The 18,015-nt window shown below is 64.7% G+C and carries 16 protein-coding genes; 8 read left to right on the forward strand and 8 right to left on the reverse strand.

Annotated elements, in window-relative coordinates:
- The first annotated feature begins 389 nt into the window (after window positions 1–389).
- The 5 genes from rpmH (at window position 390) to mnmE (ending at window position 4,230) form a co-directional block, all read left to right on the forward strand.
- Complete coding sequence (gene rpmH / locus DXT74_RS02415) at window positions 390–524, forward strand: 50S ribosomal protein L34 (RefSeq protein WP_019100333.1); 135 nt, start codon at window positions 390–392, stop codon at window positions 522–524.
- 4 nt (window positions 525–528) lie between these two features.
- On the forward strand, window positions 529–894 hold the full coding sequence (gene rnpA / locus DXT74_RS02420; protein ID WP_039753648.1) for a ribonuclease P protein component: 366 nt from the start codon (window positions 529–531) through the stop codon (window positions 892–894).
- Window positions 870–1,079: a membrane protein insertion efficiency factor YidD gene (gene yidD, locus DXT74_RS02425; RefSeq protein WP_043639818.1), complete on the forward strand. Its 210-nt coding sequence runs from the start codon at window positions 870–872 to the stop codon at window positions 1,077–1,079. Before rnpA ends, yidD begins: the two co-directional genes overlap by 25 nt.
- A 21-nt stretch (window positions 1,080–1,100) precedes the next feature.
- Window positions 1,101–2,753, forward strand: coding sequence for a membrane protein insertase YidC (gene yidC / locus DXT74_RS02430; RefSeq protein WP_194427241.1), 1,653 nt, complete (start codon window positions 1,101–1,103; stop codon window positions 2,751–2,753).
- A 124-nt stretch (window positions 2,754–2,877) separates the two neighbouring features.
- Window positions 2,878–4,230, forward strand: a complete 1,353-nt coding sequence (gene mnmE, locus DXT74_RS02435; RefSeq protein ID WP_194427242.1) for a tRNA uridine-5-carboxymethylaminomethyl(34) synthesis GTPase MnmE — start codon at window positions 2,878–2,880, stop codon at window positions 4,228–4,230.
- Window positions 4,231–4,301: 71 nt separating this feature from the next.
- Here mnmE and DXT74_RS02440 read toward each other — a convergent pair whose 3' ends face one another.
- The 3 genes from DXT74_RS02440 to DXT74_RS02450 form a co-directional block, all read right to left on the reverse strand.
- The gene (locus DXT74_RS02440) at window positions 4,302–4,760 is read right to left on the reverse strand and encodes a DUF805 domain-containing protein (RefSeq protein ID WP_231138256.1); all 459 of its coding nucleotides are present in this window, start codon (window positions 4,758–4,760) and stop codon (window positions 4,302–4,304) included.
- A gap of 11 nt (window positions 4,761–4,771) precedes the next feature.
- Window positions 4,772–5,089, reverse strand: coding sequence for a DUF4190 domain-containing protein (locus DXT74_RS02445; protein ID WP_194427243.1), 318 nt, complete (start codon window positions 5,087–5,089; stop codon window positions 4,772–4,774).
- A gap of 315 nt (window positions 5,090–5,404) precedes the next feature.
- Window positions 5,405–6,328, reverse strand: a complete 924-nt coding sequence (locus tag DXT74_RS02450) for a LysR family transcriptional regulator (protein WP_194427244.1) — start codon at window positions 6,326–6,328, stop codon at window positions 5,405–5,407.
- 191 nt (window positions 6,329–6,519) lie between these two features.
- Here DXT74_RS02450 and DXT74_RS02455 point away from each other — a divergent pair, with 191 nt between their 5' ends.
- Complete coding sequence (locus DXT74_RS02455; RefSeq protein ID WP_194427245.1) at window positions 6,520–7,296, forward strand: hypothetical protein; 777 nt, start codon at window positions 6,520–6,522, stop codon at window positions 7,294–7,296.
- A gap of 10 nt (window positions 7,297–7,306) precedes the next feature.
- Here DXT74_RS02455 and DXT74_RS02460 read toward each other — a convergent pair whose 3' ends face one another.
- Genes DXT74_RS02460 through DXT74_RS02480 form a run of 5 tightly spaced genes read right to left on the reverse strand, consistent with a single transcriptional unit; the run spans window position 7,307 to window position 14,321 of the window.
- Window positions 7,307–8,218 (reverse strand): GNAT family N-acetyltransferase, encoded by a 912-nt coding sequence (locus DXT74_RS02460; protein ID WP_194427246.1) that lies wholly within the window; start codon window positions 8,216–8,218, stop codon window positions 7,307–7,309.
- The gene (locus DXT74_RS02465) at window positions 8,215–9,489 is read right to left on the reverse strand and encodes a phenylacetate--CoA ligase family protein (RefSeq protein ID WP_194427247.1); all 1,275 of its coding nucleotides are present in this window, start codon (window positions 9,487–9,489) and stop codon (window positions 8,215–8,217) included. The genes DXT74_RS02460 and DXT74_RS02465 overlap by 4 nt, the downstream gene beginning before the upstream one ends.
- A complete protein-coding gene (locus DXT74_RS02470) occupies window positions 9,486–11,909 on the reverse strand; it encodes an acyl-CoA reductase (protein WP_194427248.1) in 2,424 nt (807 codons plus the stop codon). The genes DXT74_RS02465 and DXT74_RS02470 overlap by 4 nt, the downstream gene beginning before the upstream one ends.
- A 1-nt stretch (window position 11,910) precedes the next feature.
- The gene (locus DXT74_RS02475; RefSeq protein WP_194427249.1) at window positions 11,911–13,035 is read right to left on the reverse strand and encodes an acyl-protein synthase; all 1,125 of its coding nucleotides are present in this window, start codon (window positions 13,033–13,035) and stop codon (window positions 11,911–11,913) included.
- Between the two features lie 29 nt (window positions 13,036–13,064).
- Entirely contained in the window at window positions 13,065–14,321 is a 1,257-nt protein-coding gene (locus tag DXT74_RS02480) for an MFS transporter (protein ID WP_196783812.1), read from the reverse strand.
- Window positions 14,322–14,816: 495 nt separating this feature from the next.
- Here DXT74_RS02480 and DXT74_RS02485 point away from each other — a divergent pair, with 495 nt between their 5' ends.
- Both DXT74_RS02485 and DXT74_RS02490 read left to right on the forward strand, forming a co-directional pair.
- Entirely contained in the window at window positions 14,817–15,302 is a 486-nt protein-coding gene (locus DXT74_RS02485) for an oxidoreductase (RefSeq protein WP_194427250.1), read from the forward strand.
- A gap of 413 nt (window positions 15,303–15,715) precedes the next feature.
- The gene (locus tag DXT74_RS02490; protein WP_194427251.1) at window positions 15,716–17,794 is read left to right on the forward strand and encodes a M60 family metallopeptidase; all 2,079 of its coding nucleotides are present in this window, start codon (window positions 15,716–15,718) and stop codon (window positions 17,792–17,794) included.
- The last annotated feature ends 221 nt before the right edge of the window (window positions 17,795–18,015 follow it).

Raw genomic sequence — 18,015 nt, forward strand, 5'->3', positions numbered from 1 at the left:
GCGCCCCGTACGCGGGGCGGACGACGTGTGTTCGGCATGATTCAAGGGCCGCGGGCCGCGCATCGCCGGGCCGCAAGGCGGGCGATGCATGGATGGGACGGCCCCCGAGAACCGCTGGCAAAATTCCTGGATCGGCCCGCGCCGCGCTTGCGCGGGCGCGCGTTGCTCCAGTGGGTGGGGCTGAATTTTGGCAGTGCTTCTCTAGGGTTGGCGTTCCGCCCCGGCGCGCGTTCAATAATTGCGCAGCGAACTCGGAACGGTAAGCCTTGGCATTCTAACGGTTTTTCTCAAAGTTATCCACAGGTGCTTAGAAAATTCCTCATTGACAAACCGGCGTTTATCCTGTCAAATCACGCGTTTATTTCCGTTTCGAAACAGGAATTCCAATCATGAAGCGTACTTACCAGCCCTCCAATACCCGTCGTAAACGCACTCACGGCTTTCTGGTCCGCATGAAGTCCCGCGGCGGCCGTGCTGTGATCGCAGCTCGTCGTTCCAAAGGCCGCAAGCGTCTGGCCGTATAAGCCTTTGTCGGCTTACCGCTTTCGCCGTGCGCACCGGCTATTAAAAACGGATGAGTTCTCATCCGTTTTTAGTTTGCGGATGTCGCGCAGCAACGCCACGTTTCAGGTATCGGCCCGACCCAATGAATTGGGGCACGCGCGGCTGGGCCTGGTGGTGGGCCGCAAGGTCCACAAGCGGGCCGTGCGTCGCAACTACATCAAGCGCACGGTGCGCGAATGGTTCCGCCTGAACCGGCAAACGCTGCCGGACATGGACTTCGTGGTCCGCGCCAAGGTGCCTTTTACGCGCGCCGAGCGAACTGAAGTGATCACGGCTTTGTCTTCTCTGTTTGCTAAACTGGCACGATGTCGCGCCTCTTCATCCTCCTGATCCGTTTTTACCAGCTGGCTATCAGCCCGTGGCTGGCACCGCGTTGCCGCTTCCAGCCCACCTGTTCCAGCTACGCGATCGAAGCGGTGAAAAAGCACGGCGCACTCAAGGGCGGCTGGCTGGCCGCCAGACGCATCGGACGTTGCCACCCCTGGGGCGGCAGCGGCTACGACCCAGTTCCCTGAACTTAAATCCGGTATCGAGAGATGGATTCCAAGCGCCTCATAATCTTCATCATGCTGTCCCTGGGCATCCTGCTAGGTTGGCAGGAGTTTTTCGCGCCCAAGCCGACGCCGCAGCAAGTTGCCGCGCAAAAGCAGGCCGCCACACAGCCGCAGGCCGCCAACGGCGCGTCCCACAACGCCCAGCCGGTGGATTCCAACAAACTGACTTCCGGCCAGCGCATCACGGTGAACACCGATGTGCTGAAGGCGGAGATCGACACCGTGGGCGGCGATCTGCGCCAGCTGACGCTGTTGAAGCACGATTCCGCCGTGGACAGCAAAAAGCCGCTTGATCTGCTGACGGACCGGAACGGCCGCGTCTATGTGGCGCAAACCGGCCTGGTGGCCGCCAGCAACCCGGCGCTGCCCACCCACAAAACCGTGTTCACAGCTGAAAAGACCAGCTACGAGCTCTCCGGCGACAAGCTGGAAGTGAAGCTGACCGCGCCGGAAGCCAACGGCGTGAAGGTAAGCAAGATCTACACCTTCACCAAGGGCAGCTACAAGATTGGCGTGCGTTACGACATCGCCAACGGCGGCGCCGCGCCGCTGGCCGCCACCGCTTACTACCGCCTGCTGCGCGACAGCCAAACGCCGGAAGGCGAAGGCCGCCTGGCCCACACCTTCACCGGCCCGGCTGTTTACACCTCGGAAAACAAATTCCAGAAGGTGAGCTTCGACGACCTGGCCAAGGGCAAGGGCGATTACGCCAAGACCGGCAGCGACGGCTGGGTGGCCATGATCCAGCACTACTTCATGTCCGCGTGGATTCTGAAGCCGCTGGACGGCGCCAGCGTATGCAAGGACGACAAGTCCTGCCGCTTTGAACTGAAACAGAGCAACGGCCTGAACTCCGCCGCCGCGCTGGTGGATTACGCCACCATCGCCCCGGGCCAGAGCCTGAGCGTGTCCGTGCCGCTGTTCGCCGGCCCGGAAGAGTACGATGTGATCAGCAAGCTGGCCGACGGCATGGAATACGCCAAGGACTTCGGCATCTTCCACATCTTCGCCTCCCCGCTGTTCTGGCTGCTGACCAAGCTGCACCTGCTGGTGCAGAACTGGGGCTGGGCCATCGTGCTGCTGACCCTGACCGTCAAGGCCATCTTCTACCCGCTGACCGCCGCGTCCTACCGCTCCATGGCCAAGATGAAGGCGCTGGCGCCGCGTCTTGAGCGCATGAAGGAGCAGTACGGCGACGACCGCATGAAGTTCCAGCAGGCGGTGATGGAGATGTACAAGTCCGAGAAGGTGAATCCGCTGGGCGGCTGCCTGCCCATGCTGATTCAGATCCCGGTGTTCATCGGCCTGTACTGGGCGCTGTTGGCTTCGGTTGAGCTGCGCCAGGCGCCGTGGATTCTGTGGTACACCGACTTGGCCCGCCCGGACCCGTACTATGTGCTGCCGGTGATCATGGCGGCCACCATGTTCCTGCAAACTTTCCTGAACCCGCCGCCGGCGGACCCGATGCAGGCCAAGATGATGAAAATCATGCCGGTGGCCTTCTCGGTAATGTTCTTCTTCTTCCCGTCCGGCCTGGTGCTGTACTACGTGGTCAACAACATCTTGTCGATGGCCCAGCAGTGGCAGATCAACAAGAGCATCGAGAAGAAAAACAAGGCCGCGCTGCAATCCTGATTGCCCCGCGCGCTCTGAACCCCAAACCCGGCCGCATGGCCGGGTTTTTTGCTGGATAATTGAAGCGTATTCGCCACGACGCCCCGCCGCGCGGGGGCCGCGGCCCAGATTCCAAGGAATGCCCATGAGCCTCAGCTACACCCCCGCCACCATCTGCGCCATCGCCACAGCTCCCGGCCGCGGCGGCGTTGGCGTAATCCGCGTGTCCGGCAAGGATTTGCTACCCTTCGCCGCCGCCGTCAGCGGCGGCAAAACGCCCAAGCCGCGCTACGCGCTCTACACCGACTTCGTCGACGCCCACGGCCAGCCGCTGGACAACGGCCTGCTGCTCTACTTCCCCGGCCCCAACAGCTTTACCGGCGAGGACGTGATCGAGCTGCAAGGCCACGGCGGGCCGGTGGTGCTGAAAATGCTGCTGGCGCGCTGCGTGGAGCTGGGCGCGCGGCTGGCGGAGCCGGGCGAATTCACCAAGCGCGCCTTCCTCAACGACAAGCTGGACCTGGCCCAGGCGGAAAGCGTGGCGGACTTGATCGACGCCAGCAGCGAAACCGCGGCCAAGAGCGCGCTTAAATCGCTGAAAGGCGCCTTCTCCAAGGAAATCCACGTACTGGTGGACGAGCTGATCACCCTGCGCATGCTAGTGGAGGCGACGCTGGACTTCCCGGAAGAAGAAATCGACTTCCTCAAACAGGCGGACGCGCTGGGCAAGCTGGAACGGCTGCGCGGCCGGCTGGTGCAGGTGCAGGCCACCGCCAAACAGGGCGCCATCCTGCGCGAGGGCATGCACGTGGTGCTGGTGGGCCAGCCCAATGTCGGCAAATCCAGCCTGATGAACGCGCTGGCCGGCGACGACATCGCCATCGTGACGGACATCGCCGGCACCACCCGCGACACCGTGCGCGAGGAGATCGTCATCGACGGCGTGCCGGTGCACATCATCGACACCGCCGGCCTGCGCGACACCGACGACGTGGTTGAGAAGATAGGCATAGAACGCACCTGGCAGGCGGTGGAGCGCGCGGACCTGGCCTTGGTGCTGGCGGACAGCCGCGACGGCCTGACCGGCGAGGTACAGGCCATCCTGCAACGGCTGCCGGCCGCGCTGCCGCGCGTGCACGTGTTCAACAAGGTGGACCTGTCCGGCGAAGCGCCGGGCTTGGCCGATGAAGACGGCCACCCGCTGGTGCGCCTGTCCGCGCGCACCCACGCCGGCGTGGATCTGCTCAAAGCCAAGCTGCTGGAAATGATAGGTTACAGCGGCGGCGGCGAAGGCGTGTTCCTGGCGCGCCAGCGCCACCTGGACGCCATCCGCCGCGCCGCCGAACATCTGGAGCTGGCGCACGCGGACTGGGAGCAAGTGGAAATCTTCGCCGAGGAGCTACGCATGGCGCAGAACGCGCTGTCCGAGATCACCGGCGAATTCAGCGCCGACGATCTTCTAGGGGTGATCTTCAGCCGGTTCTGTATAGGCAAGTAAGACCATCATGCTGTAAAACAAAAAGCCCAGCTCAACGCTGGGCTTTTTTCTGAACCGCTTTCAAGACGACATTATACGGCTGTCGGCTTGGGACTAGGGCCAAAGCGATTGGCGCCTGGCTTAGTATCCAACACCAGGAAGATGAGATTCACGATAGGCAGTAGCAGCCACCAGCCGCTATGATCCGTGTCGTGCAAGCGCCGTACGCCAACCGCTATGCTCGGCAGCAAAACCCCCAGGTTGTACACCAGCGCCAACCCCTCTCCGATACCAAGCAGCGTGCCCACAACCACCAGCGCGATATAAATCAATAAGCTGAACAAGGTAAAAAACCAGTACTCTTTACGCCTGGCCCGTCCATCCAGAACCGCGTATTTCTTGAGCACGACCAAGAACCAGCCAATCGGGCTGATATCTTGCGACGCGGCCGGCTGAGCGACTGTGCCACCCTGCAAGGCCCCGCAATGCGGACAGCTAGGCGCTGTCTCATGAATTTCCTTGGCGCACCCTCTACAAAAAACCATAGCCATATCATTTCCCTTTAAGAATTTGTCATACCCAGCAACGCAATTATCGATATCGACGCCAACACCACTCCCGCTACCGCCATTCCTTTGCCGGGCATTTTTTTCGCCAGGCTGAGGGTGCCGAACACAAAACCGGGCAACATGAAGAAGATCAACACGCCCAGTATCGTTTCCTTATCCCAAGGAGAATCGTCAAACAGGGTGCACAGGGAGAGAATCCCCATAACCAGAGAGGCAACCGAAAAAAACAATGTGCCTTCGCTGCGTGTCGCAGCCGCGGCAGAGCTTTGTACCCCTCCACAATGCGGGCATGTTGGGGCGGTTTCGTGCACTTCCTTGCTGCAGTACCGACAAAAATTCATAGTTATCCAGCCATTTGCTATTGCATCGAAAACAAGACGATGACTCGCTCCGCCTGATGTTCCAGAAACGCCTCAGCGCAGATAAATCACTGGGAAAACCATGCGGGACAGGCGTAGCGGAATGGCGGAACCGAAAGCCCACTCTATTTAAATTTACTGCGGAGAAGTGCAAGTCACATTTGCAAGCTGGCGAATATATACCATTTGCAAATTATTTGGAATATACAGCCATCTAGAAAATGCCATTTTGGCAACGTCTTGCTTCATGCGGCACAAGCTCGCGACTCATACCGCCAGCGTCACCCCAGGGTGGAAAACTATTGCCTGCAGCGTTTCATCCAGCACCTGCAAAAAGGTGAAAGCGGCCGGCGATAGCGGCACGCCGCGGCGGGTGAACACGTGGACATCACGCCGCAGCTCGGCCGCCTCAAACAAGCGGTAAGGCAGATCCCGCGCCGACGGGTGGGAGGCCGCCAGTGCCGACAGCACGCAAGCGCCCACCCCGGCGCGGATCAGGCAAAACTGCATGTCCAGATTGGTGACGGTGATCTTGCTGGACACCTGTTGCCAAAACTCAGGCTGGCTGCGCTCCAACGCGGACATGATGCTGGTGTCGCTCTCGTCCTGCAGCAAAGGCCATTGTCGCAAGGATTGGCAGTTGAGCGGCCCCGCCGGGGGCTCGAAGCCCGGCGGAAACATCACCCCCAGCCGGGCGGACAGCAGCTTGCGCTTGTCCAGCTTGTCTCCGGCCGCGCCCACATAAGAGCCGATGCCGATGTCCACTTCCCCGGATTCGATGCGGCGCACCACGCCGCCGCTGGTATCGTCCAGCAGGCGCACATGGATGCACGGGTAGTCTCTTCTCAGCCGTTTGAGCACCTCCGGCAGCACGCTGGACGCAAAGGCCATGCCGCTGGCCACGTAGACGCTGCCGCTGCTGCCGGCGGATTTTTCGCGCAGATCGGACAGCAGCAGCTCAAAGTCGTTCAGCAGCCGGCGGGCCACCGGCAGAAAGGCGTTGCCCTGAGTGGTGAGCGCCACTTTGCGGGTGGTGCGCTCAAACAGCGTCAGCCCAATCTCCTGTTCCAGCTCGCGTATGGTCTTGGTCAGCGTGGATTGCGTCAGAAACAACTGGCGGGCGGCGGCGGTGAAGCTTTCGGCTTCGGCAACGGCTGAGAAGGCGCGCAGGTGGCGGAGAGAGATATTCATGAAGGACTGGAATTGATTGTATTTATTAATTCATTTTACACCAATAACTTTCAATGCTTGCGTGCTTAACATCCACGCTCTTCATCATGGGACGGCGGCTCCGGCTTTGCCGATAAAACTTGAGCGCAAGCCGCTGACGCAACATGCCGTTTGGATTACGATGCCGGGTTTTGGTCGCCATCGACTCTCTCATGACCGTCTCCCATCGCAACCCGCTGCATGATCCCGACGCCGTGCTGCAACGGCTGCGCGGTCTGCGCCCCATAAGCGCCAAGCAGAAGCAAAGCTCCTTCGAACGCGGCTGCGAGCGCTACGCGCGGCTGGCCTTGATGATATCCGGCGGCTTATTCGCCGCGCTGCTCGTTCTGGCCCTATGGCACCTTGCTGCGCCCTTGCCCCGCTTTGGCGTCTGGACCGCGCAAATCCTGGCGCTGCTGTGCATGGCGCTATCCTTGCTCTCCATCATCGTCAACAGCCTTCCCGGCCTAGCCTTGATACTCTGTTTTCGCCGCCAGGCTCAGCGCGATTTGTTAAAGGAACTGGAGCATGACCGGCTCCAGACGGCTCTATTGCGGCCTTACCGGCAGTCCGCGCTGGAACAGGCGGCGCAGGCGCTGCAAGACAAGCAGGAGCAGGCCGGCAGCCGCATTGGCGCCCTTATCGGCAGTCATGAGCAGCTCGCCCTGTTTTCCATCGCCGGCTTCGCCTTGGCTGTGTGGGAAAAACTATCCGATCAAGGCTCGGCCTTGAACCGGCTGTTCCAGTTCTCCATACCGTACAGCCATTGGAATGGGCATGATCTATTGATGCTGGCGTTGGCCGGCGTCGCCGGCTTTCTGCTGGGCGGGGTCCTGCTCAAGGCGGTGCTTCACCGGCGCGCTTATCAGTTGGCCTTGCTGCGGCAGGCCATCGCCGACAAAACCCGCCGCCGGGACGCGCGGCGGCGGCGTTTCGGGCCACGTGCCTGAACTGTCGGCCTCAGGCGGCAACCGCCGCCGCCTCCTGCCGGCTCAACCGGTGCAGATGATTGGCCAGCGGGCAGCTCAGCGCCAGTTCTTGCTGGCCGTATCCGCGCAATAGCAGCGCTTGCCAGCTACCATCCGGACCGGGTACCAGGCCACCGCAGACGAAGCCCGCCTGTTGCAAGGCAAGCGCCGCGCGCGGAGCGTCCGGCCCCAGCGCCAGCCTGACGTAGACCAAGCGCCCGGCCGGCAGCGCCGCCACTTCCCGCAGCCGGCCGCCGCTGATGTCCTCCAGCACCACTTCCAGCCGCCGGCCGTGGCTGGCGATGCTGAGGCCGCCGGCCGGTGCCTGCGCCGGCGGCGGCGCGCTGCCGAAGGCGCGGCTTAGCGGCGTCAGCCATTCCCGCCACGCCGCCGGCCAGTTCAGCGCCGGAATTGGCCGGCTTTGCAGCGGCAGGCAGCCCAACACGATGCTTTCCGGCTGCGGTTGGCCAAACGGCGAGGCCACGTAGTCCAGCAGCAGGCCGGTGGTGTGGAAGCCCAGGGTCTTGGCCAGGCGCTGGCTCTGGCCGTGGGACGACACTTGCTTGATGGTGAGCATGCTCAGGCCCAGGGCCACGCCTTGGGCGCTGAGGTGGCGGCCCAGCGCGGTGGCCAGGCCCTGGCCGCGCGCGTCCGGGTGCACCACGTTGAGCGCCAGCTCGGCGCTGCCCGGACAATGCGGATCGCGCCACAGCGCAGCGTGGCCCAGCACCCGGCCATCGCGCACGGCCACGGCGGAATGCCAGCGGCCGGCGGCGTTGTGGCGGCGGATCATCGACGGCAGATAGACGTCCGGGTAGACGTAGTGTTCGCCGTAGATGGCGCGGAACAAGGCGCTGACGCCGGCGGCGTCGTCCGCCTGGAAAGCGCGAATGTCTATGCTCATGCCGCCACCTCGTCGTAGCGGCGCTGGTCCACCACCCGCATCAGCTTGCCGGAGCGCGGATGGGTGAGCATGGCCTCCGGCGCGCAATAGGCGGCGTCCAGGCGCAGCAGGCCTTGGCTGCAGAGTTCGGCCAGGGCCGGCTGCGCCGCCAGCAGCCGTTGGCGCAGCGGCTCCGCCGCCGGGGCCGGCGCGTATTCGCTGGCCACCCGCAGGCTGAGGGTGTCGACGCCGTCGCGGCGGCCCACCAGCAACTGCCAGGCCAGCACGCCATCCTGCTCCCGCAGCAGCGGGTCCAGCTCGTCCGGGAACAAGGACAGCGTGCAGACGCGCACGCGGTGGCCGCGGCTGGCGCGCCCTTGCAACGCGAACTTGCGTTCTGGCCGCCCGGCCGGTTCGCGCCAGCAGGCCAGGTCGCCTGTGGGGTAGCGGATCACCGGCATCAGCAGCCGTTGCAGATTGCTGACCACCAGCAGGCCCTTGCGGTCCGGCTCCGTGATCGGCAGGCCGCTGGCTTCGTCGATGATTTCAACCAGGGTGTCCGCGTCGAACACGCGGTGTTCGCCCTGGGCGCAATCCGGCCCGGCGGCGCCGATCAGGCCGGCGTCCACGCTGGCGCAGCCTATGGAGCCGATGCGTGCCTTGGGGAAGACCCGGCTCAGCAGGGCCAGCTGTTCGGCGAACAGGCTTTCGCCGCCGTAGAGCAGACAGCGTACACCGGGCAGCGTGCGGCCGGCTTGTTGCAGCCAGTTGGCGAAACGCACCAGTTGCACCGGCACGCCGGCCAGCACATTGATATCCAGCGCGGCGATGGCGTCGGCCAGCGCGGCGTCCTCGACATTGCAGGTAAAGGGAAACTCCACCACCGGCACCGGCGAGTGCGACAGCGCGCCGTGGATGAACAGCAGGCTGGTGTAGAGATCCCCGGCGAAGAACAGGTTGGCGACGCGGTCGCCGGGCTGCAGTTGCCGGCCCAGGCCCTGGCCGAAGGCGCGCACGAAGGCCTGCCATTCATCGCGGCGGAACACCGACAGCTTGCCCTCGCTGGTGGAGCCGCCGGTCTTGAACACATGGCCGTCCGCCAGCGGGCCGCTCAGCACCGGCCAGTCCGCCAGCGGCTGGCATCGGCTCCAGTAGTCCGCCGGCTCGATCAGCGGCAGATCGCTCAGCGTCCAGTCCGCCGGCAGAGCGCGGTACAGCTCGGTAAAAAATGGCGAGTGGGCGCGGGCGTGTTCCACCAGCCCGCGGAGCCTGGCATCGATGGCGGCCTTCATTGCGCCGGCTCCGTGTTGCGGCGCTGGTCCAACACCAGCGGGGTCTTGCCGCTTTGCGGATGACGCTGGAACTGGCTGGCCGGGGCGGCGATGACTTCCAGTTGCAGCAGGCCGCCGCTGACGACCTCGTTCAGCATTGGGTGTTGCAGCAGGCGGGCGCGCACCTTCTCGGCGTCGCCGTCGGCCAGCACCCGAATGCGGTCGCAGCCGTTGGCGGCATGGTCCACCAACCATTGCAAAGCCAGGCCCAGCGGCGCGGACAGCTCGATTGGATTGACAAAGATGGTGCCCGCGCGCAGCAACGCGCCGTGGCGGCCAGTGAGCCGGAAGCGCGGCGACGGCAGGCCGCAGCCGCAGCGGCCGGGCAGCCAGCGGCCCAGATCGCCCAGGTCGTAGCGCCGCACCAGCTGGCCTTCGCGTGCCAGCGAGGTGAAGGCCAGCCGGCCGACGGCGCCGGGCGCGGCCGGGCGGTCGCTGTCCTGTTCCAGGATTTCCAGCCACTGGATGTCGGCCAACAGGTGGAATTCGCCGTCGCGGCCGTGGCCGCAGGCATGGCCCAGCGGGCCGGCGTCCACCGATCCGTACATCGCGGAGCGGATCAGCTCCACGCCAAAGCCGGCCAGGAACCGGCGTTGACCTTCGCTGATGTGTTCGCCGCCGCAGAACAGCTTGCGCACGCCGCCGTAGGCGCGCAGCGCGGCTTCCTCGCACTCGAACAAGCGCTGCAAGGTGCCTGGCATCCCCACCAGGGTGTTGACGCCGCGGGACACGATGAAGTGGGCGATCTGGCTGAAGTCGTCATCCACCGGGCCGCCCATCGGGTATTGCGGCACGCCCAGCTTGTCCAGGATGGTAAAGAAACTGAGCATGCCGCCGTAGAGGTTGCCGCCGTAGAGCAGATTCATCACCCGGTCTTGCGCCGGATCCAGACCCGCGGCGAGCAGGCCGTCCGCCGCCGCTTGCATCTGGCGGTGGTAGTCGTGGTAGCTGAAGCCGGCCAGCTTGGGCTCGCCGCTGCTGCCGCCGCTGCGGAAGAACAGCTGGGCGGCCGGTCCCATCTCGGCTTGTTGGAAGGCCGCCTTGTCCATCACCGGCAGCGCGTCCAGGCCGGCCGGCGGCGGAGGCAAGGCGTCCAGCGTCGCATGGCCGGGCAGTTGGCCGTCGCTCAGGCTCACGGACACCCGCCGCGTCAGCCGGCTCAGCGCGTAGACGCCGTCGTGCGGCTCGCCGGCGTAGCCGTCGTGCATCGCTCCCACCGGGCACAGCCGGCTGACGCCGGCGTCCAGCAGCAGGCGGCTGAGCGCCGGCACTTGCTCCGGCGCGGCGATCAGGCCGCAGCTTTGCAAATGGGTGCGCCAGGGTAGCAGCAGTTCCACTAGTCGCGCGCGCGGCGCCGGCCGCAGTTGCAGGGTGCGGAACAGCGGCGAGGCCGCCAGCTCTTGGCGCTGCGCCCAGGCCACGCGCCAGCCCTCGCCCTGCTCCACCGCGCCGGCCACGCCGGCGAAAGACTGGTCCAGCCGCAGCATGGCCAGCTGGCTGGAGATTTCCGCGGCTTCCTGCACGTCCGGCTGCAGGGCCGGCCAGGCCGGCGCGCGCCGCGTCAGCGCGGCGGCCATGGCCTGGGCCGCGCCGCGCAGCGCGGCTTCGTCCTCGCTGTCCACCAGCAGACATTGCGGGCTGGAACAGGCTTGCTGGTCGAAACGGCAGACGTCGTCGGCCAGCGCGTCGTAATCGGCCTCCGTCGCCGCGGCCGGGTCCAGGTAGGCGAAGCTGATGCGGTGGCCCCAGGGTATCCAACGGCAGCCGGCCGGCGCCTGGCGGCGGATCGCCTCCAGCGCGGCGTCGCCGCCCCAGGCGGACACCGCGTCGGCGCGGGCCAGCAGCCCAGCCAGTTGATCAGTGGCCAGCGGCAGCACCGCCACGTGGGCGGACAGAACGCCGGCGGCGTCGTGGCTCAGGAAATCCGCCAGCAGCCGCGCGCTGCGGCCTTGGTCGCTGCCGCTGGGGCGCAGCCAGTTGACGTTGCCGGCCAGCAGGCTTTCCAGCACCGCCATGAAGGGCAGCAGCGGCGCGTTGGCCGGGGTGATGTGGGCCACCAAGCCCAGCGGCCGCCAGCTTTCAAAACGCGGCTGGCGGTAGTCGAAGCGGCGCAGCGAGAAGGCCTGCTCGCCCAGCTCGCGGCGGACCTTGGCTTGCAGCGCCTCGCGCCGGCAAAAGCCTTGCAGCGCGTCGACGGCGGCGGCGTCCAGGCCCAGGGCCTCCGCCCGTTGCGGCAGGGTGGCGGCGAAGCGTTCGGCGCAATCCAGCACCGCGTCCAAGGCCGGCGGCCGGGCCAGCGCGGCGGGCAGCCCCGCTTGCAACTGCGCCAGCACGGCGGCGGCGTCCACGGCGGCGTTCAGTGTTCCGTTCAATAGATACATATCAGGATTCCTTGATCAATTCAGAGGCGGCCACCGCGCAGCTGCGGCTCTTGCTGGTGCCGGCGCGGCCCAGCAGTTCGAACCAGTCGGTGGCCAGGCCGCAGCCGCAGCTCTCGGCCGGATGCAGCACGGCCAGATCGCCCATCACAATGCTGTGCGCCGGGCTGGAGGTGATGTAGGGCGACAGCAGGTTGAGGAAGCCGGCGGCGCCGTAGGGTTGCGGCCGCAGGCTGGCGGTGTCGCGGATCACGGCGCGGGCATAGCTAGGCAGGTGGAAACGGTGGCGTTCGCACTCCACGTAAGGCACCGGGTGCTCCACCGCGCCGTAGCCGTCGCGGCAACGCGCGTCCGGGATGCCCAGTTGCTCGCCCAGCCGCCGGTACAGCTCGGCCTTGGGAATGGCGCGGTCCGCGTGGGTTTTCCAGCCGCCGCCCAGGAACACCAGCGATTCCGGGTGCAGTTGCAGCGGCGGCAGGCTCAGTTCCCGCATGCGTTCCAGCGCGAACCACAGGAAGGCGGGGAAGCCCAGCATGCGCACCGGCAGGCCTTGTTCGGCGAAGTCCTGCAAGGCGCGGATCACGCCGAAGGGGTCGAACTCGTTGCCATGGCCGTTGTGGCGCAAGGCGTAACAGGCCTGGTTCACCGGCGCGTACTTGCACAGAAATTGGTCGGTGTAGGCGGTACCCAGGGTGATGGCGCCGGCCGGCTCATAGCTGAGCAGCAGGTAGTTGCACGGCTGTTGCGGCGTGTCCCAGCCGTAATGGCGGAAGATGCGGTCCACCATGCTTTGCGCCGTACCCAGGCTGCGTTCGTCGTAGCGCATGCGGCTTTTCTGGCCGGTGGTGCCGGAGGACGTCAGCTCCAGCGCGTCCTGACCGGCGGCGCTCACCACCAGTTGGCGTTTGAAATAGTTGGCGAACAGCGGCGGCAGCCGCGACCAATCGTCCAGCGTGTCCAGCGTCGCGGCGTCCAGGCCGTTGGCCTGCAGCCAATGGCGATAGCCGGGCGTGTGTTCGCAGTGGTAATGGCTGAGTTGGCGCATGGCGGCGTCGAACAGCCGGCCGCAGTCGGCATCGGCGCGATAAGGGTGTTCCAGCGCGCACAGCGCGTCGACGTGGTTCAGCATGGTGGAGCTCCGGGAGTGAGAATGGGGATTCAAGCCGCTTGCAGCGCGTAAGCGCGCTGCTTGAGCAAGCGCCACAGCGGCCAGGCCGCCAGGCCGGCGCCGAGCGCGGCCCAGCCGGCGAAGGCTTGCAGGCCGGCGCCGGCGCCCAGCCAGGCCAGCGCGCTGCAACCCAGGCCGAGCAAGGCGGTGGAAATCATGCCCAGCATCGCCGCCACCGCGCCCTTGCCGCTGTCGCTGGCGTAGAGGGTGAAGCGGTATAGGGTGGCGTGGCCCAGGCCCAGGCCGAAGGCGTACAGCGTCAGGCCCGCCGCCAGGGCCGGCAGCGCTCCGCTGGACCAGGTCAGCGCCAGCATCGCCGCCAGGCCGCCGAACAAGGGCCACAGCGCCAGCCGCAGCACCCGTTCCAGTTCCAGGCTGACCGCCAGCCGGTTCAGGGTCAGGTTGCCGGCGATCAGCCCGCCGAACACCGGCAGCTGCCACAGGCCGTACTCAATGCCGGACAGACCCAGCCCGCGCATCAGCAGCAGCGGCGACAGGCCGATCCACCCCACCAGCGGGATGGACAGCAGGCCCAACGCCACGCTGCCGTGCATGAAGGGGGCGTTGCGCAGCAACGCCGCGTACTGACGCGCGCTGCGGCCCAGGCGCAGCGGGCTCGCCGCCAGCCGGCTGCCGTCGCGCCGCTCCACGCCCAGGGTTTCCGGCATCCAGCGCCACAGGCCAACGGCCACCAAGGCCGCCAGCACGCCGATCAGCGCGAACAAGCCGCGCCACGGCAACAGCCCCAGCAACATGCTGCCCAACAAGGGGCCGACCAGCGGTGACAGCAGCGCGATATTGGCCAGCAGGGCCATCAGCCGCACCGCGTCTTTTTCTGGAAACGCTTCTTGCAGCGCCGGGTAGCTGACCACCATCACGAAGCCCAGAGACAGGCCCTGGATGAAACGCAGCAGATTGAACAGCTCGATATCGCGGCAGCCGACCGCCGCCAGGCAGGCCAGGGCGAAGCCGACGGCGCCGGCCACCAGCAGCGGCTTGCGGCCGTAACGGTCTGACAATGGACCAATCAGCCATTGCAAGGCCACCCCGCCCAGCAGGTAGGCGTTGAGCGCCGTGGGCACGTGGCGGGCGTCGGCGTTCAAGTCGGCGACGACTTGCAGCATGGCCGGCATCACCATATCGCTGCCGATATAAGTCAGTAGTTCGAAAGCGGCCAGCAATAGGCAAAAGCCCACCGCGCGGCCTCGGGAAATAGGCAGCAAGGATTGAATTGAGTTTTGACTCATAAAATATCAAGGTAATTGAATGGCAGCCCCATAAAACCATGGGCAATTTAAAACCGACAATGAAAAGCAACGCGGAGAGATGGACGGCGCGGCATTTGTTTCGGCAACTGAATAGACCCGAAGCATGACATCGGGCTACTCAGAAGGGGCGAGATTATAGACAGGCTTTTTGTTTGAATTGACTGCCCTATTGGACAGTTATTCTAGAGTAAATATATTAATATCCAAATTTGGCGACGGATATTTATATAAATAAACCACACCCTAGAATAATATGCAAATGGCAACGCCATTAATGCAAAACAAAACGATCACAATTAAAACCATTAATTGATTGGGAGATGACTTTTCCATCTAGCACCTAAATTAGCCAGGGGAATAGTAGGCCAAAACTTAAAATGGACTTGTTTTATTGCGCAGCAGCAGGCATGACAATGGATTTTCAAGGTTAGAATGTCATCTTCATCGACATTCCCCCTTCAGGAGTCCATCCCCATGAGATCCATCCTGTCCTTTGCCGCCCTCCTGTCTTTGTTCTGCGCCGCGTCTTCCTGGGCCGGCACGCCCCCGGCCCTGGTCGTCACCGGCCAGATCAAGGTATCCAATCAGGCCCGCGCCGGCGAATACCACTTCAGCAAGGCTGAGCTGGAACGCCTGCAACAACGCACCATCCAGACTAAAACCACCTGGACGCCCAAGTCCTCCTTTACCGGCCCCACGCTCTCCGCCATCCTGCGCGCCGTGGGCGCGGCCGGGCGGCCGGTGGAAGTGGTGACCGAAGACCAGTACAAGGTGGTGATTCCGGCTGGAGACCAAAGCCGCTATCAACCCATCCTGGCGCTGCGCATCAACGGCCGGCCGCTGGAGGAGATGGGCTTCAGCCAATGGATGATGTATCCGCTCAACGACTTCCGCGAACTGCAAACCGCCGACATCGACGCCAAGCTGGCCTGGCGGGTGAAAGCGCTGGTGGTGCGCTGAGCGCGGCGCGGCGCTGAAAGCCGGTTCAAAGTCCGCTGCGCTTCCCGGGGGACAACGCCTTGCCTCGCCCTTGCTCGCGAGACTTTGAACAGGCTCTAAAAGCCGCTAACAAAACTCTGTTTTACGGCTAAGACAAGGCGCGCCGACGCAGTCAGTACAATGAGTACGACAAGTCGGCGCAACCCAGCATCAGGGGTTTGTTAGCGGGTCTAAAAATGTCTATGTTCTGAACAAAATCAATCAGTCCAAAGTAAATATTTACCTAAATAAAATAAGAACTTTGGAATAAGAAGCGGACTCCAGTGGGTAGGTCCCCCCACCAAGCCAACGGGGACCAGGGCGCAACCCGCAACTGGACAGACCGTGCCCAGCGCCCACAGCAGTCCGGCATGGTCTGATGGAATAAGAGAAATATGCACGCATCTAAGCTCAGTTCCTGTCTGTGGCTAGGCGCCGCGATGGTCGCCAATCTGTCCTCTCTGCCCGCCTTCGCGGACGCGCCTCGCCAGTTGACGCTGGAACAACGCGGCGATCCCAGCGAGTGGCTGCTGGCTCACCGCCGCGGTTTTCTCACCCATCCCACCCAGTCCACCGGCTACTGGGCGCGCAAAGGCGAAGCGCTGAGCGTCAATATCGCCTACCAGGGCACGCCGCCCAACCTCCCCCCGGAGCTTTGGCTAGTGCCTATCGCCGGCGCCAACAGCCCGATGCCGTCCAATCAGGTGGTCCCGTTGCGTCCCGGCCTCAACCTGATCACCGCGCAGAACGACGGCGTGATCTATTTCGCGCCGCGCAGCCAGCCCGGCAGCGGCAAGATCGTGGCGACGCTGCAAAGCGGCGGCCGCGAAATACCGCGCTTCGTCCTGGGACAGCACAGCAAGGCGGACTGGAGCGCCATGCTGAGCCGCCTGGCGGCCGAGCCTTACGCGGAGCTGGTGGGCAAACGCATGATCGTGACCATGCCGTTACCTGTTCTGCGCCAGCAGGTGGACGACCCAAGCGCCACCATGACGCTGTGGGACCGCATCGTCACCCTGGCTGAGGAACAATACGGCCTGGCCGCCGGCAACCCTTATCCGCACGCGGCAACGCCGTTCCAGTACCAATTCGTCACCAAGCCGGACAGCAGCGGCGGCTATATGTCGGCCAGCAATTACTGGCTGGGCACCAATGTCAGCGGCGCCGGCTCGGTGGCCAATTCCAAATTGCTGCAGCAAGACGGTTGGGGCCCCTGGCATGAGCTGGGCCATCACTACCAGATGCCGGCGATGACCTGGAACGACCAGACCGAGGTGACGGTGAACCTGACCTCGCTCTATGTGCAGCGGGCCTTGGGCCAGCGCTCGCGGCTGGAAACCGACCGAAAATGGGACTTGGTGCACCAGCACCTGAACCAGGCGCAGCCGTCTTACGACGCGCAAGCGGACTTGTTCGTGCGCGCGGCGATGTTCTGGCAGCTGGACCTGGCCTTCGGCAAGGATTTCTACAGCCGGCTGGGGCAGCGCTACCGCAGCATGCCCTTTGCCGAACTGCCAGCCGGCGACGAGGAAAAACGCCAGCGCTTCATCATCGAAACCAGCCGCGTCGCCGGTCACAACCTGACCCCGTTTTTTGACAAATGGGGCTTGAAGGCCAGCGCGGCCACCCGGCAGACCCTGAGCGGCCTGTCCCTGCCCGCCCTGTCCCAGCCGATCTGGCTGAACCGCGACGAAAGCCTGCTCTATCACTACCCGCTTGAACAGCAGGGCTTGGCCGGCCGCGTGTCGCTGCCGGCCGCCGTCGACGCTGGCCGCGCCTTCAGCGTGGAAGCGCGGGTCAGCAACGCCGGCGGCAAGACGCTGCGTTACCAATGGCAGTTGCCGCCGGGTTTCGGCGGCTCCCCCGGCAACAGCGCGACGGCGACGCTGACCGCGCCCGCTCAGGCGCTGCAAGGCGCGTACGCGCCGATTCGCGTCACCGTCAGCGACGGCGTCACCCAGATGACGCTGGGCAGCGCCATCCAGCTGCGCCGCCCCGGCGCGCAAAGCTACGATGCGATGATTCTGGCCGCCTACAACAAGGGATCGCTGCAAAAATGGAGCGAGAGCCGCACGGGCGCGCCGGGAGACGTTTACGTCTACGACAACCCCTACCGCAACACCCGCGACTACTTCCAGCTGAAAACCGCGCGCTACGGCTACTTCCCGACCGACGGCGGCAGCAACGCCGGCTGGCAGTTCCTGGACAGCTACAACGGCGCCCCGCTGTCCGCCACCCAGTCCTACGACCTGGCGATGCTGACCTCGCAACGCAAGAGCCGTTTGAACAGCTGGAGCGAGAGCCGAACGGGCACGGTGGGGGACGTCTATGTCTACGACAATCCCTATCGCTCAACCCGCGACTACTTCGTGCTGAAGAACGCGAACTACGGCTACTTTCCCACCACCGGCGTCAGCAACAGCAATTGGACCTTCATCGGCGCTTATGACGGCAGCCAGTACCTGACCCCGTAAGCCTGGGTTCCGCAACCGGCGCCGGCCTCCTTCGACGAGGCCAGCCCGGTCGCCCTGGTGACGGCATTGGTCGCTCCCGTGCGCTAACATTCGGCGCCGCCCGCCTAGATTGGTCCTTGCGCTCCGGCTCCCTGCAAGTCCGCGGCGTCAACATGGTCACGGCCATGCCTTCCAACCCAGCGGCCCGGCGCTGCCCGTCGGCAACGGAACCGCTTGCGGGA

The sequence above is a fragment of the Chromobacterium sp. Rain0013 genome, from assembly GCF_015291765.1.
GTDB lineage: Bacteria > Pseudomonadota > Gammaproteobacteria > Burkholderiales > Chromobacteriaceae > Chromobacterium > Chromobacterium haemolyticum.